At 63.5% G+C, this 14,357-nt stretch carries 15 protein-coding genes and 1 pseudogene; 9 read left to right on the top strand and 7 right to left on the bottom strand.

The annotated features are described in order from the left end of the window. Positions 1-165: RNA polymerase sigma factor region1.1 domain-containing protein (locus KIP88_RS20855; protein WP_214489835.1), on the bottom strand; the 165-nt coding region annotated here is incomplete at its 3' end. A gap of 110 nt (positions 166-275) precedes the next feature. Here KIP88_RS20855 and KIP88_RS20850 point away from each other — a divergent pair. The 5 genes from KIP88_RS20850 (at position 276) to KIP88_RS20830 (ending at position 4,138) form a co-directional block, all read left to right on the top strand. Then, positions 276-485 carry a hypothetical protein gene (locus tag KIP88_RS20850; protein ID WP_214489807.1) on the top strand — a complete coding sequence of 70 codons (210 nt, stop codon included), beginning with the start codon at positions 276-278 and terminating at the stop codon, positions 483-485. Positions 486-623: 138 nt separating this feature from the next. After that, positions 624-2,639, top strand: a complete 2,016-nt coding sequence (locus KIP88_RS20845) for an acetyl/propionyl/methylcrotonyl-CoA carboxylase subunit alpha (protein WP_214489806.1) — start codon at positions 624-626, stop codon at positions 2,637-2,639. A gap of 141 nt (positions 2,640-2,780) precedes the next feature. Next, positions 2,781-3,662, top strand: a complete 882-nt coding sequence (locus KIP88_RS20840) for an oxaloacetate decarboxylase (RefSeq protein ID WP_214489805.1) — start codon at positions 2,781-2,783, stop codon at positions 3,660-3,662. Further along, the gene (locus tag KIP88_RS20835; protein WP_214489804.1) at positions 3,659-3,958 is read left to right on the top strand and encodes an acylphosphatase; all 300 of its coding nucleotides are present in this window, start codon (positions 3,659-3,661) and stop codon (positions 3,956-3,958) included. Before KIP88_RS20840 ends, KIP88_RS20835 begins: the two co-directional genes overlap by 4 nt. Before the next feature lie 39 nt (positions 3,959-3,997). Beyond that, entirely contained in the window at positions 3,998-4,138 is a 141-nt protein-coding gene (locus KIP88_RS20830) for a hypothetical protein (RefSeq protein WP_214489803.1), read from the top strand. Positions 4,139-4,173: 35 nt separating this feature from the next. Here the strand turns inward: KIP88_RS20830 and KIP88_RS20825 are convergent, their stop codons facing one another. After that, positions 4,174-6,039 (bottom strand): diguanylate cyclase domain-containing protein, encoded by a 1,866-nt coding sequence (locus tag KIP88_RS20825; protein ID WP_214489802.1) that lies wholly within the window; start codon positions 6,037-6,039, stop codon positions 4,174-4,176. 343 nt (positions 6,040-6,382) lie between these two features. Between KIP88_RS20825 and KIP88_RS20820 the strand changes: the two genes are divergently transcribed. The 3 genes from KIP88_RS20820 to KIP88_RS20810 are packed head-to-tail and all read left to right on the top strand — an operon-like array spanning position 6,383 to position 9,066. After that, positions 6,383-6,940 carry a GbsR/MarR family transcriptional regulator gene (locus KIP88_RS20820; protein ID WP_214489801.1) on the top strand — a complete coding sequence of 186 codons (558 nt, stop codon included), beginning with the start codon at positions 6,383-6,385 and terminating at the stop codon, positions 6,938-6,940. Positions 6,941-6,967: 27 nt separating this feature from the next. Beyond that, positions 6,968-7,633 (top strand): DUF4166 domain-containing protein, encoded by a 666-nt coding sequence (locus KIP88_RS20815; RefSeq protein ID WP_214489800.1) that lies wholly within the window; start codon positions 6,968-6,970, stop codon positions 7,631-7,633. Further along, complete coding sequence (locus KIP88_RS20810) at positions 7,630-9,066, top strand: TIGR01777 family oxidoreductase (RefSeq protein WP_214489799.1); 1,437 nt, start codon at positions 7,630-7,632, stop codon at positions 9,064-9,066. Before KIP88_RS20815 ends, KIP88_RS20810 begins: the two co-directional genes overlap by 4 nt. A gap of 20 nt (positions 9,067-9,086) precedes the next feature. On the opposite strand, the gene KIP88_RS20805 is transcribed toward KIP88_RS20810, so the two are convergent. The 3 genes and pseudogenes from KIP88_RS20805 to KIP88_RS20795 form a co-directional block, all read right to left on the bottom strand. Then, positions 9,087-10,184, bottom strand: a complete 1,098-nt coding sequence (locus KIP88_RS20805; RefSeq protein WP_214489798.1) for a hypothetical protein — start codon at positions 10,182-10,184, stop codon at positions 9,087-9,089. 222 nt (positions 10,185-10,406) lie between these two features. Further along, entirely contained in the window at positions 10,407-11,927 is a 1,521-nt protein-coding gene (locus tag KIP88_RS20800; RefSeq protein WP_214489797.1) for a PAS domain-containing sensor histidine kinase, read from the bottom strand. Between the two features lie 81 nt (positions 11,928-12,008). Then, a pseudogene (locus tag KIP88_RS20795) lies at positions 12,009-12,242 on the bottom strand (LysR family transcriptional regulator); the annotation flags it as partial. Positions 12,243-12,258: 16 nt separating this feature from the next. Between KIP88_RS20795 and KIP88_RS20790 the strand changes: the two are divergent. After that, positions 12,259-13,140 carry a LysR family transcriptional regulator gene (locus KIP88_RS20790; protein ID WP_214489796.1) on the top strand — a complete coding sequence of 294 codons (882 nt, stop codon included), beginning with the start codon at positions 12,259-12,261 and terminating at the stop codon, positions 13,138-13,140. Between the two features lie 60 nt (positions 13,141-13,200). Here the strand turns inward: KIP88_RS20790 and KIP88_RS20785 are convergent, their stop codons facing one another. Further along, a complete protein-coding gene (locus tag KIP88_RS20785; protein WP_214489795.1) occupies positions 13,201-13,500 on the bottom strand; it encodes a hypothetical protein in 300 nt (99 codons plus the stop codon). Positions 13,501-13,580: 80 nt separating this feature from the next. Beyond that, positions 13,581-14,309 carry a lipoyl(octanoyl) transferase LipB gene (gene lipB, locus KIP88_RS20780; protein ID WP_214489794.1) on the bottom strand — a complete coding sequence of 243 codons (729 nt, stop codon included), beginning with the start codon at positions 14,307-14,309 and terminating at the stop codon, positions 13,581-13,583. Positions 14,310-14,357 lie beyond the last annotated feature (48 nt).

Raw genomic sequence — 14,357 nt, 5'->3', positions numbered from 1 at the left:
GACGTCTATTCCTCGGTCGCTCAGGGCTTCGAGGAGAGCTTCGATCGCCTCGGGCTCAAACCTGTAGGCAGATGACGGCATGAGTTCGTTAATTTGGTCAAATGTGATGAACCCGTGTTGGTCTCCGATCTCAATCGCTCTTCTGATGATCGCCGATAAATCCATTTGATCGTCCTCCCGATATCGAAGCTCCTACTAAAGGGGACGAGACCACCATTGACTTCGTGAGAACAAAATAGGAACTTAGGCCCCGTCGCTCAACACGGAATAGTGCCATGTCGTCCTCTTCACAGCCGAAAACCGAAGAGAACGACGAGCTGGAAACCGCGGTGGATCAGGCGATTTCAGCCTGCGGCGGCGACATGAGGGCGACGGTCCGCGCGCTGATCGTGGCCAACGAATATCTGGAGTCCGAGGCTGCCGAACTGATGAAGGCGGTGTCCCGAGCCTATTCGCGGGGCCGGTTCAACGCGTATTCCGGGTGAATTGCCGCCGGCCGGTGCCACCAGCCCATACGAGACCGTTGCCTCCATCGATTTTTGCTGTACCACGGGTTTGTTACCCGCGTTCCCGCATGTCACATTGCGGGCGAGGATCCTGCCCAAAGCTCAAGCAAGAAGAACATGTTCAAAAGAATTCTGATCGCAAATCGCGGCGAGATCGCCTGCCGGGTCATCAAGACTGCGCGCCGTATGGGGATCGAGACGGTAGCGGTGTATTCCGAGGCCGACCGAGATGCGCTGCACGTCGAAATGGCCGATGCTGCCGTGCTGATCGGCCCGCCGGCGGCCGCCGAGAGTTATCTTCTGATCGACCGGATCATCGAGGCCTGCCGCAAGACCGGCGCGGAGGCCGTGCATCCCGGTTACGGCTTCCTGTCCGAGCGCGAGGCGTTTCCGCGCGAGCTTGCCAAGGCGGGCATCGTCTTCATCGGTCCCAATCCCGGCGCCATCGCCGCGATGGGCGACAAGATCGAATCCAAGAAGGCCGCCGCCAAGGCCAAGGTTTCGACGGTGCCGGGACATCTCGGCGTCATCGAGGACGAAAAGCACGCGGTGAAGATCGCCGACGAGATCGGCTATCCCGTGATGATCAAGGCCTCCGCCGGCGGCGGCGGCAAGGGCATGCGGATCGCGCATTCGAAGTCCGAAGTCGCCGAAGGCTTCAACCTCGCCAAGGCCGAGGCGAAATCCTCGTTCGGCGACGACCGCGTCTTCATCGAAAAGTTTATCGTCGATCCCCGCCACATCGAAATCCAGGTGCTCGGCGACAAGCATGGCAACGTGATCTATCTCGGCGAGCGCGAATGTTCGATCCAGCGCCGCAACCAGAAGGTCATCGAGGAGGCGCCGTCGCCGCTGCTCGACGAGACCACCCGCCGCAAGATGGGCGAGCAGGCGGTGTCGCTGGCAAAAGCGGTCCACTACGATTCCGCCGGCACGGTCGAATTCGTCGCCGGCCAGGACAAGAGCTTCTACTTCCTGGAGATGAATACCCGTCTGCAGGTCGAACATCCCGTCACCGAATTGATCACCGGCATCGATCTCGTCGAGCAGATGATCCGGGTTGCTGCCGGCGAGAAGCTCTCGATCGCGCAGAAGGATGTCACGCTGACGGGGTGGGCGGTGGAATCCCGCGTCTATGCCGAAGACCCATTCCGCAATTTCCTCCCCTCGATCGGTCGGCTGGTGAAATACCGGCCGCCGGCGGAAGCGAGCCATGACGGCGTCACCATCCGTAACGACACCGGCGTGCAGGAGGGCGGCGAAATCTCGATCCATTACGATCCGATGATCGCCAAGCTTGTCACGCACGCGCCGTCGCGGGCGGCTGCGATCGAGGCGCAGTCAACCGCGCTGGATGCGTTTTACATCGACGGTATCAGGCACAACATTCCGTTCCTGTCGGCGCTGATGAACCACCCGCGCTGGCGCGAGGGCAAGCTTTCCACCGGCTTTATCGCCGAGGAATTTCCAAAAGGCTTTTCCGCGCGCCCGCCGGAAGGCGAGATCGCGCGGCGGCTGGCGGCGGTGGGCGCTGCGATCGATCACGTGCTCGGCGAGCGCAAGCGGCAGATTTCCGGACAGATGAACGGGCGGCTGGTGCAACGCGAACGCCGCCGCGCGGTGTGGCTTGATCGCGATGAAATCGCGCTCGATGTGGCGCGCGAGGCCGAGGGCATCGCGGTGCGCTTCATCGGCGCCGATGGTCTGCCCGGCAATCCGCATAATCTGGTCTCACACTGGACACCGGGCGAACCGGTCTGGCAGGGCACCATCGACGGCCACTTCGTGGCGATGCAGGTGCGCGCGATCCCGAACGGCATCCGCCTCGCGCACCAGGGCTTTGACGTTGCGGTCAACGTCTTCACCGAAAGCGAGGCCACCGCCGCCCGGCTGATGCCGGTGAATTCAGCCGCCGATACCGGCAAGAAGCTGTTGTGCCCGATGCCGGGGCTCGTGGTGTCGATTGCCGTCAGCGAAGGGCAGGAGGTCAAGTCGGGCGAAACCTTGGCCGTGGTCGAGGCGATGAAGATGCAGAACGTGCTGCGCGCCGAGCGCGACGGCACGGTGAAGAAGATTCATGCTGCGGCCGGCGCCACGCTGGCGGTGGACGCGTTGATTCTGGAGTTTGCGTAGAGGTAATCCCGTCATTGCCTGCGACAAACGCGAAGCGTTTGCGCAACGGAGCGTCAGCGACGAAGCAATCCATACTTTCTTCGCCGAACGATGGATTGCTTCGCTTCGCTCGCAATGACGGCGGATAGAACTGAGGGCACAATGGCTTTCCGTCAGCGCCGAGAGAAATTGCGTTCTATCCTCAACGGCACCACCTGCATCCGGCCGGGTTCGGTCTATGACCCGACCTCCATCCGGATTGCCGAAGATCTCGGTTTCGAGCTCGGCATGTTCGGCGGTTCGGTGGCGTCGCTGGCGGTCCTCGGCGATCCCGATATTACGTTGATCACGCTGACCGAGTTGGCCGAACAGATGCGGCGGATGTCGCGCGCTTCCGCCTTGCCGGTGCTGGTCGACGCCGACCATGGCTATGGCAATGCACTCAACGTGCGCCGTACGGTGCAGGAACTGGAAGCGGCGGGAGCCGCGGGTCTTACCATCGAAGACACGCTGCTGCCGCAGGCCTTTGGCGTTACCGAGCCGCAACTGATCTCGCTGGACGAGGGCGTCGGCAAGATGAAGGCGGCGCTCGACGGGCGCGGCGATTCCTCGCTGGTCATCATGGGACGGACCGGAACGCGCGGCGGCGGACCGACGGCGTCGAGCTTCGAGGACTGTCTGGCGCGGGCAAAAGCCTATGACGCGACCGGCGTCGATGCGCTGTTCTTCACGGGCCTTACGACACGCCGGGAAGTCGAGGCGATCTCGGAGGTAACGACACTGCCCATCGTTCTCGGCAATACCCAGGGCGAACTCGACGACGCGGCGTTCCTCAGGAGTCAGCGGGTGAAGATCGCCTTGCAGGGCCACACACCATTCGCCGCGGCGACGCAGGCGGTCTACGATACCCTGAAAGCGCTGCGCGAAGGCACCCGTCCGAAAGACCTGAAGGGCCTGGCGTCTTCCGACCTGACTGGCCGCCTGATGCGTGAGGCGGATGTGAAAGCGCGCAGTGGCGCATTTCTCGGATTGAAGAAGCCATGAGCGACACGATCCGCCATGTCACGATCAGGGGCCGGGTGCAGGGCGTCGGCTACCGCGCATGGGTGGAGGATGAGGCGATCGCGCGCGGCGTCGAGGGCTGGGTGCGCAATCGCTGGGACGGCAGCGTGGAAACGACGTTTGCCGGGCCGGCTGATATCGTGGCTGGCATGATCGCCGCCTGTCAGCGCGGACCAACATCCGCGCGGGTTGAGGCGATCGAGGACGAAGCCGGCAATCCCGAGATGCTGAAGCTGCGGCGGGCAGGGGAGCGATTCTCGGTGCTGCCGACGAGCTGACCCTGTGATAGGCCGATACGTGCTTACGAGGTGCGCCGAATGAAATCGCAACACCGTGGACGCGACTGGAGACGGATCCATCACTCGCCGATGTTCTGGATCGGGCTCGTGATGTGCATGGCCGCGATCACGATCTATGTGCTGTCTGATGATCTCGCGTGGCGGCCTGGCGCGCGATAGGATCGGCAGAGATACCGTCGTCGCTGCCCTCGCGCTTAATGCGCCCGTTCACCCGGCGCGAACTCGCCATCGTGCTGGATGGAGGCGCTCTCGACATATCGCAGGTCGAGTGAGGAATACACGATGCTGCGATTGCGGCCGAGGCGCTTGGCCTCATAGAGCGCGGTGTCGGCTTCCCCCACCAGCGTGGCCTCGTCGAGCGTCGAGCGGTTTCTGGCGGCGACGCCCGCGCTGATAGTGATGTGTCCGCGGCTGGAGGCCGTGTTCGGAATGCCCAGCGCCCGAACCGTCAGCCGGATGGCTTCGGCGACCTTCAGGGCAGCGTCTTCGGTCGTATTCGGCAGCACGATGGCGAATTCCTCGCCGCCATAGCGCGCGGACAGGCCTGACGTATTGGCGGTCGCATCGCCGATTGCCTTCGCAACCGCCTGCAGGCAACGGTCGCCGGCCTGGTGTCCGTAGGTGTCGTTGTAGCCCTTGAAATTGTCGATATCGAACAACAGCACCGAAATCTCTTCGCAGGCTTCGTATTCGCGCCGCAGGAAGCCGTCGAAGGTGCGGCGGTTGGTGAGGCTGGTCAGTCCGTCGGTTGCAGCAAGCTGGGTGAGGCGGCGGTTGAGCTGGGTCAACTCATCCTCCATCCGCTTGCGCTCGGTCACATCGCGGATGACGCAGAGAAATTCCGTCCGGGCAGGGTCGCTCGGTTCCGCCGCCAGCTTGAACTTGCTTTCCACCCACGCCAGCGTCCCGTCGCCGCGATAGTGTCGAAACACGACGGTGCTGACGCTGTCGACGCCATTGATCCGTGTAGTCGCCGATTTGACGCTCTCCCTGTCGTCGGGATGAATCAGGTCGAAGCATGATTTGCCGACAAGATCCTTCGGGCGCAATCCCAGCACCGGCTCGGCCGACCGCGAAACATAGCGTAGCAGGCTGCGGGCATCGATCAGGATGATGATGTCGGCGATGTTGTCGGCCAGCAATCGATAGTGCGCCTCGCGCTCGCGCAGCGCGCGCTCGGTCTTGCTGCGGAAGTGGAACTGCAGGGCGAGCAACGCCGCCAGCATCAGGATCATGCACAGCAGCACGCCGCCAACGATGACGTCGGTGCGCAATCCCTTCCACCATTCGGAAAGCAGCCAGTCTTCCGACACGGCCACGGTGACGACCATGGGGTATTGCGACGTTTGCTCGTAGCCGAAATACTTCACGATGCCGTCGAACGGCGAGATGATCTTGTAGGATCCGACGGTGCTCAGCTTGAGATGCTTTGAGAACAGGTCGGTCCTGGAAAGATCCTTGCTCTTGTCCGACGCCGGCCAGCGTATCAGGAGCGTGCCATCACTCCGTATCAGGCTGATGCCGCCGTCGGGGCCGAGCTGGAATGTCCGGTAAAAGCGGTTGAAGTAATCCTTGTCGATCGCTGCGGCGACGACCCCGCCGAAGCTGCCGTCAAGCTTGGTGATCCGTTTCGAGAGAACGATCATCGAGGATCGCTCGTCGATACGGGACTGCAACAGCTCGCTGATCCGAATCGTGCTGTCCGGCGTATCGCGATGGTAGGCAAAATAACTCCGGTCCGAGACGTTGTGGCGCGGCTGTTCCGAAAGTGACGAATAGTTCCAGTTGCCCTTGGCATCCGCGACGCCGATCCCGCGCAGTTGGGGCAGCGTTTTCGCCGTTTCAACGAGGTACTTGTTGAAGCGGTCCGGCTCGGGATCCCGGTATTTCAGCAAGTCCACCATTCCGGCCATCGCGATATCGACCGCCTGAATGGTGTGCGAGGCATGCTCGGAAAGCGAATGGACGAGGTTCTGAATGTCGGCGCTGCCGCTCGCCAGCGTCGCCCTCTTGGCGTCGAGCGCCTTCCAGGCCATGACGCCCAGGACGCAGGCGGTCATGACAAGCGCAAAGGTGATGACCACGGCCGTCGATGTTACCCGCCGCAGCGGCCCGCCCGGGTCTGGGGGATTTTGATGGGGCATTGCTTGCCTTGATGACCGCGCCAGACCTCGTTGCCGGCAACGCGCGCGGTGAATCTAAGATGCGACTGGTACTGAGGGGTTAACGATCGACCGGGAAAACAACGGACTGCGATTAGATCCGGGTTCCGTACCGGGAACCAGCCCGAGGCGGGAGCGGGGTGCCCGACGGAGGGCGGCTGTCCCGGGTGCGGCCCCGAGCCGCAAATGTGCGGGTCGCGTCGGGCTTGACATCCGAACAGTTCCGTCAGATATTTCTGTCATGACAGAAACAACCGACAAGAAGAAACTCCCCGCCGTCGTCGAACGGTTCATCCTGCACTGGGGCGACATGGGGGATGAGTGGGGCGTCAACCGCTCCGTCAGCCAGATCCACGGCCTGCTTTATCTCGCCGAGGCGCCGATGACCGCGGAGGATATCGCCGAGACGCTCGGCATGGCGCGGTCCAACGTCTCCAATTCGATCAAGGAATTGCTCGCCTGGAATCTGATCCGCCGGGTGCCGATCCTCGGCGACCGCCGCGATCATTTCGAGGCGGAGACCGACATCTGGGAAGTGGCGGCGCGGATCGCCGCCCGCCGCAAGGAGCGCGAGATCGATCCCGCGGTCGATGCGTTGCGCGCCTGTGTCTCCGATGCGGCCGATGATCCGACCATCAGCCCGGTCGCAGCCAAGCGGCTGAAGGAAATGCTGGCTTTCACCGAACTGGTCGACCGCTGGTACACGCAGATGCTGGGCGTGCCGCGGCCGAGGCTGGTCGCACTGATCAAGCTTGGCGAGAAGATCGTGAGCTTCTTGCCGGCGGGGAAATCCAGATAGGGCAGAGGGGCAGGGCAGGAGCGTGTGATGGCGTCCACCAGACTACCAAGGTTTCCAGTAACGCCTGCCTCGAACACCATCCTGCTCGACGACCGCCGCTTCCACGATCTGTTGCCCGACGAGGAGTGGGGCCGTTTGCCGCTGGCGATCTGGCGGCGCTTCTCCAAGCGCTTCGCCGATGGCGAGACCGTCGTCTATGTCGGCACGGTGGAGGAGGCGAGTTTTAGCCGCGCCGGCTGGTGGCTGGCGCAGCTCGCGCGTGTCATCGGCGGGCCGCTGCCGACGGGTGCCGAAACCGGCGTCCCGATGGTCGTGACGGTGACCGAGGATGCGGCGAGCGGCGGCCAGATCTGGACCCGGATCTGCGCGCGCAGCAACGGCTTTCCGCAGGTCATTCACTCCGCGAAACGTTTCGCCGGGCCGACCGGGCTCGAAGAATATGTCGGTTACGGCGTCAGCATGGCGTTGCGGATATCGGTCGAGCACGAAGCGCTGGTGTTCCGCAGCGTCGGCTATTCCCTGCAGATCGGGCCGTTGAGATTGCCGCTGCCCATGCGGTTCACGCCCGGCGATCTCACCGTGACCCATTCCGATCTCGGCGGCGGCACGTTCCGTTTCACGCTGGAGATCGTTCATCCGCGCTTCGGCAAGCTCATTCGTCAATCCGCTGTGTTCCGGGAGGCCGCATCATGACGTCGCTGCTTTGGACCCTGATTGCCATTCAGATCGTGATGGGCGTGTTCGACACGTTTTATCACCATGAGCTGACGGAACGGCTCGCATGGCGTCCGTCACAGCGCTACGAGCTGCAGCTCCATGCGTTGCGCAACATGCTCTATGCGCTGCTGTTCCTGGTGCTGGGCTGGCTGGAGGTGCACGGCATCCTGGCGATGCTGATCATCGCGGTGCTGGCAGCCGAAATCGTCATCACGCTGATGGATTTCGTCGAGGAGGACATGAGCCGGAAATTGCCGGCCAGCGAACGCATCAATCACACGCTGCTCGCGATCAACTACGGCGCCATCCTGGTGCTGCTGCTGCCGGTCCTGATCGGCTGGGCAGGGCAGCCGACCGGCGTCAAATCGGCCTACGCGGGATGGCTCAGCATGGTTGCGGCGGCCTCGGCCGTCGGTGCGGCGCTGTGCGGTCTGCGCGATTTCACCGCGTCGAAACGTCTGGCGCGAATGAGCAGCGCGCCCGCCGCAAGCCTGGTCGAAAAAATGCCCGCCCGGCAGACGGTGCTGGTTACCGGCGCCACCGGCTTCATCGGCAGCCGCCTGGTGGCAGGCCTGAGCGGCGCGGGGCATCAGGTCATCGCGCTGGTGCGCAATCCGGCAAAGGCCGACATGCTGCCGCCGCCGATCACGCTGATCACGAGCCTCGATCAGCTTCCGGCTGATGCCAGGATCGATACCATTGTCAATTTGGCGGGCGAGCCGATCGGCAACGGGCTGTGGACCGACGCCAAGCGCCGAAAAATCCTCGACTCCCGGATCAACATGACCGGCGACATCGTCAAGCTGATCGCGCGGCTCGAACGCAAGCCGGCGGTGCTGGTGAGCGGTTCGGCCATTGGCTGGTATGGGCTCTGGCAGGATCAGGTGCTGACGGAGTCGGCAAAATCACACGCCTGCTTCAGCCACGAGCTCTGCGATGCCTGGGAAAACGCGGCGCGTCCGGCGGAAGAGCATGGCGTGCGCGTGGTCTGCCTGCGGATCGGCCTCGTGATCGGCACCGATGGCGGCTTCATCACACGAATGCTGACACCGTTCGAATTCGGCCTCGGCGGACCGCTGGGCTCGGGCAGGCAGTGGATGTCCTGGATCGAGCGCGACGATCTGATCCGCCTGATCGCGCATGTGATCGCAAGGCCTGAACTGGCAGGGCCGATCAACGCCACCGCGCCGATCCCCGTGACCAATACAAAGTTCACCGAGGAATTGAGCCGCCGGCTGCACCGGCCCGCGGTGTTCCGCATTCCCGGCGGACTGCTGCGCCGTGTCGGCGGCGACTTCGCCAATGAGTTGCTGTTGGGCGGCCAGCGCGTGCTGCCGAACAAGGCGCTCAGCAACGGCTTCGTGTTCCGGCACGAAACGCTGCGCAGCGCCTTCGAGGCGATCCTGTGAGGGGGAGCGCGGCGCTGCGATCAGGCGCCCCTCAACATCGACAGAATCTGTTTCGTCGACTTATAGCTGGCGACCGCATTGTCGCGGAAGCTCGGTGTCCAGTTCACGGCCTGGCGTTCCTCTGAACTCATCGACGAGTAGGCGTTGAGGATTCCGAGGCTGAGTTGGGACGGGTCGCCGCTGGTCTGGCTCTGATGGAGTGCGGCGAGAATGCTGGCGCGGCTGCGCGAAGCCAGCAACTGCTTGGCGGCAAAGCTCTCCTGATTCGAGAACAAGCCATCCTGGTTGAGCGAGATCGCCGCCAGCGAACGGTTGTCGATCGAAGCGAGGTCCGCTTGCTGACCGGTCTTGCGGCCCGAATCGAACACCAGCTCCTTGCCGGCGGCAGCGGCAGCCTTGGCCTGCGCGTCGAGCGTGGCGCGGACTTTCCTGGCGACGGTCGAGATATTCTGGGTTGCGGTGCTGCCGCCAGCCTCATTCTGCGACAGATGGGCACCGACCGGATCGTTGGTGATGTCGGGCGCGACAGCCGGATTTTGCAGCGTGGCCAAGACGCCCTTCAGCACCGCAGCTCGCTGTGCCGACCACGTCGCCGTTGCCTTCTCCTCGTCGCTCGCGCCATCGAGATAGTCGAGCGCTGCCTTGTAGAGCGAACTGAAGTCGCCCGTCAGCTTCGACGTCGCCGCGGCCGGCGCCAGCACATTGTCGAAGCGGTTGCCGAGTTCGGTAGTGGCGGCCTTCTGTTCGTCGGGGCTGAACTTGCCGCCATTGTTGGTCGCGACCGCAAACAGCGAACGCCGGTCGAGCGACGACAGGTCGACCGTCGTCTTGCCGTCGACGTCGATCGGCCCCTTGACCTTGGCGGCGGCGTAGAGCGCATCGAGCGCGGCGCGCGCCTCGGAAGTCACTGCCGTAAAATCCTTTGATGCCGCCCCGCTGGCAAGCCGCGCTCGCGCCGCTTCCGACAGCGTCAAATTGGTCGCCGCAGAGTTGTCGGGCGGATTGCCGGTCTCGGCATTGTTGAGCGTGTTGGCCAGCGACGGTTGAGTGGCAGCCGCACGGGCATAGGCGGAGCCCAGCTGGGCATACGGATTCGGTCCGGTATTTATCGAGGTCATTCGCGTTCCCCGTTTGGGCAACGGTTAATGGACCGTTACCGCCGCGGACCATTTCACGGCATGGTTAACCAGCCGTAAATGTTTCCGTATTTTTCCGGATATTTTCCGGGGTGTCGCGTGGCGGCTATCGTGTCGTCGTTCCGGGGCGACGCGGAAGACGATCTACTTTGGAGCTGCACGCTCCGCTCGTCATCCTGGAGGAGCGGCGCGTTGCGCGGCGTCTCACCGCGGCAGTTTCGCAATCGCCTGGCTGAGTTCGTGGATTTCGTAGGGCTTGCGCAGGATGGGAAAATCGCCGCGCACGCTCAGCGCGGCATCGCTATAGCCGCTGGCCAGCAGGATCGGCAGTCCGGGCTTGGTGGCCCTCAGGTGGCGCGCAAGGCTGAGACCGTCCATTTTGCCGGGCATCACGATGTCGGAGAAGACGAGGTCTATTCCGTCGAGTTCGAGTTCGCGCAAGGCCGCTTCGGCATTCGCCACCAGGCGGACGGTGTAGCCGAGCTGTTCGAGCAGGCCGATGCTGACGGCTGCGACCTCCGGATTGTCCTCGACCAGCAACACCGTGCCGCTTCCGCTGATCTCGGCCGCATTGACGTCCTCGGTCGTGGTAGCGGTTTCCTTTCGCGGCAGCAGGATCGTGAACCGGGTGCCCTTGCCGAGTTCGCTTGCGACCTTGACTGTTCCGCCGGCCTGATGCGCGAAGCCATGAACCTGCGACAGTCCGAGACCCGTGCCCTTGCCGATCGGCTTGGTGGTGAAGAAGGGATCGAAGATCTTGCTGAGGATATCGGGCGCAATGCCGGCGCCGGTGTCTTCCACTGCGATCGCAACATATTCGCCGGCATCGGCCTCGTCGCCGAGCGTATCGTTGCGCGCCGATATCGTGATAACGCCGCCGGTCATGGCATCGCGTGCGTTGATGACGAGATTGACCAGCGCCGTTTCGAATTCGGTGACGTCGACCATGACCGGCCAGACGCCCGGGGCGACGTCGAATTGCAGTGTCACTGCGCTGCCGACGCCGGTGTCGAGCACTTCGCGCACCGCATTGATGCGTTCGGCGACATCGACGGCTTGCGGATTGACGCTCTGCCGCCGTGCGAAGGTCAGCAACTGGCTGGTGAGGGAGGCGCCGCGTTTGGTCGCCCCTTCGATCGCCGATATCGCCCGCTGGCACTTGGGATCGTCGCCCACCGCTTTCTTCAACGTGTGAAGACTGCCGCTGATGATCATCAGGAGATTGTTGAAATCATGGGCCACGCCGCCGGTGAGCTGGCCGAGCGCGTCGAGCTTCTGCGATTCCGCGAGCTGCTGGTGTATCTGCTCCAGCTTGAGCTGGACTTCGCGGCGCTCGGTAATGTCCCGGGTGATCTTGGCGAAGCCGACGAGCTTGCCGTCCTCATAGATGGGGTCGATGACCACGCTGGCCCAGAAGAACGTGCCGTCCTTGCGGACACGCCAGCCGTCCTCCTCGTAGCGGCCCTGTTCGCAGGCAATACGCAAGGCGCGGAGCGGCTTGCCGTTGGTGCGGTCGACTTCAGTATAGAAGCGGGAAAAATGCTGCCCGATGATCTCAGTGGGCGTGTAACCCTTGATCCGCTGGCCACCGATGTTCCAACTTGTCACCACACCGGTCGGGTCCAGCATGTAAAGCGCGTAGTCGGTAACGCCTTCAACCAGGAGTCGGAAATTACGTTCGGATTCGAAGAGATCCCTTTCCTGTTGTTGATCTTTCTTGAACATCCGACCGCCCGTTTAATCGGCGCAAACGCGCAAGCCGCCAATTGGTTCCTTAAAAATCAGTCTTTTTAACGAAACGGTCCGTTACGGCGAGCCAGCCACGCTCCTGAACGTCGCCGCCAGCGTCCGCAATGCCGCGCGCTTGGCGGGGTCGCTGACCTTCGAGTGCAGCATCACCTTCGAGGAAGAAAGCCGCGGCAGCCCTTCGGCCGGCCCGATATCGATCAGGCTTGGCGGCGCAATCCGCCGGGCCAGCGGCGCTACCGCAAGGCCGGCCAAGGCCGCTGCGGCCACCGCGGTGACGCCGCCGCACCTAAAAGTCATGAATATGCTGATGCACCCGATGTCAGACCTCGCGGTCTTTGTCCGGACGGTCGATTTGGGGAGTTTTGCGGCCGTGGGCACGGAGGTCGAACTGACCGCCTCGGGCGTCTCCCGCATCGTGACCAGGCTGGAGCGCCGCATCGGGGCCAAGCTTCTGCATCGGACGACGCGGCGGCTGGTGCTCACCCAGGAGGGCGAAACGTTCCTTGTTCATGCAAGGAGCATCCTGGCCGCGGTCGAGGCCGCCGAAGCCGACGTCGCCTCCGTCCATGGACGACCGCGCGGGCATCTGCGGATCAACAGCGGCACCGCGTTCGCAAGACACCGGCTGGCGCGGCTGCTGCCGCAATTCATGGACCAGTTTCCGGAAATTGAGGTCGATCTGTCGGTGAGCGATCACCGCATCGATCCGATCGCCGACCAGGTTGACGTCACGATCAGGGTAGGGCCGCTCGGCGATAGTGAGCTGATCGCAGTTCGCCTCGGCGAAGTCAGACGCGTCATCGCCGGCAGCCCTCGATATCTGGAACGCCATGGCGTCCCTGCGCAAGCTGCCGATCTGGTGCGACACAATTGCCTGCAGCTCAGCGGCTTCTCGCGCCTCGCGCAATGGCCGATGTTCGAGCAAGGCAAGCGGGTCTTGGTGCCGGTGAAGGGATCGATCCGCTCCGACAGCGCCGACTTCCTTCTCGACCTTGCCTTGGCGGGCGCGGGTCTCGTTCGCTTTGGCGACTTTCTGGGTGAAGACGCCGTGAAGGATGGCAGGCTCGTGCCCGCGCTGTCGCATTGCCACGATCCCGATCCGCAACCGATCACGGCCCTGATCCTGCCGGGGCGACAAACCATACCGCGGGTGCGCGCGTTCGTTGATTTTCTCAAGGCAAGCGTTTGACGGAAGTTGGATCGCCGCTTCCGCCGGACGCGCATCGGCGTCGCGAGCCGTCCTGCCATTTCACGCGATCAGCACACCCAGCACGGCCGCCGTCGCGGCGACACCCGAGAGCGCAATCACGGTCGCGCGCCAAAGCAGTTGTTGTCGCGCCGCGCGCCGATCCTGAAACGCCAGCCAGTCCCGGACAAAACCGGCCGGAACGTCCTGCACGACGTTGCGCCGGTTGGGATGCCGGGTTTCGTGATCTACGAACATGGCCCGCACGTTCGCCACGCCCAGATGATCAAGCTCGCAATTCCATTGCAGGGCATTCGCGTTGTTGGTCCACCGGTTTTCGAAGGGAAGTCTGTGCGTCGTCATCGCGACCTCCACTGTGCACCGCTGCCTCTGGATATGTGGCCTCGCTCGCGGGAGTGGAAGACCTCAGGGCGGGGGACGTCTCAGACGGTTGCTTCCGGCAGGCGCGCGCTGGTTGCGCCGAACACTTCTTCAAACGCCTGTCGAAGTGCGACGTCGACATCTTCCATCGTCACGGGCAGGCCGAGATCCACCAGCGAAGTGACGCCGTAACGCGGATCGACGACGCCGCAGGGCACGATCGCGGAAAAATGCGACAGCTCCGGCTCGACATTGATAGCGATGCCGTGGAACGAGACCCAGCGCCGCAGCCGCACTCCGATCGCTGCGATCTTGTCCTCGTAGCCAGCGCCCTTGTCCGGCCGCCTGACCCAGACCCCGACGCGGTCCTCGCGGCGCTCCCCGCGCACGTTGAAGGCGTCGAGCGTGCGGATGATCCATTCCTCCAGGCCCGCCACATAGGCCCGCACGTCCGGCCGCCGCCGCTTCAGATCGAGCATCACATAGGCCACCCGCTGCCCGGGGCCGTGATAGGTGAGTTGGCCGCCGCGGCCGGTGGTGAATAGCGGGAAGCGCGGATCGAGCAGGTCGCCTTCCTTGCCGCTGGTGCCGGAGGTGTAGAGCGGGGGGTGCTCCAGCAGCCAGACCAGTTCGGCCGCCTTTTGGTCGGCGATATCGGCCGCGCGTGATTCCATCTCCGTCACGGCCGCGGGATAGGGCACCGGAGCAGCGGAAATCCGCCATTCGACCTCGCCGCCGCCCTGGACCAGCGCGAACGTCGTCAAATCAAGGCTTTGGCGGTCATTAACCATTGGCTAACCATAACGTGGTCAGGTGGAACCAGATCAATTTAGTCCCCC

The sequence above is a fragment of the Bradyrhizobium sp. SRL28 genome, from assembly GCF_018596315.1.
Classification (GTDB): domain Bacteria; phylum Pseudomonadota; class Alphaproteobacteria; order Rhizobiales; family Xanthobacteraceae; genus Bradyrhizobium.
Note: the sequence above shows the minus strand (reverse complement) of the source record. Positions and strands in the feature narration are given on the sequence as shown.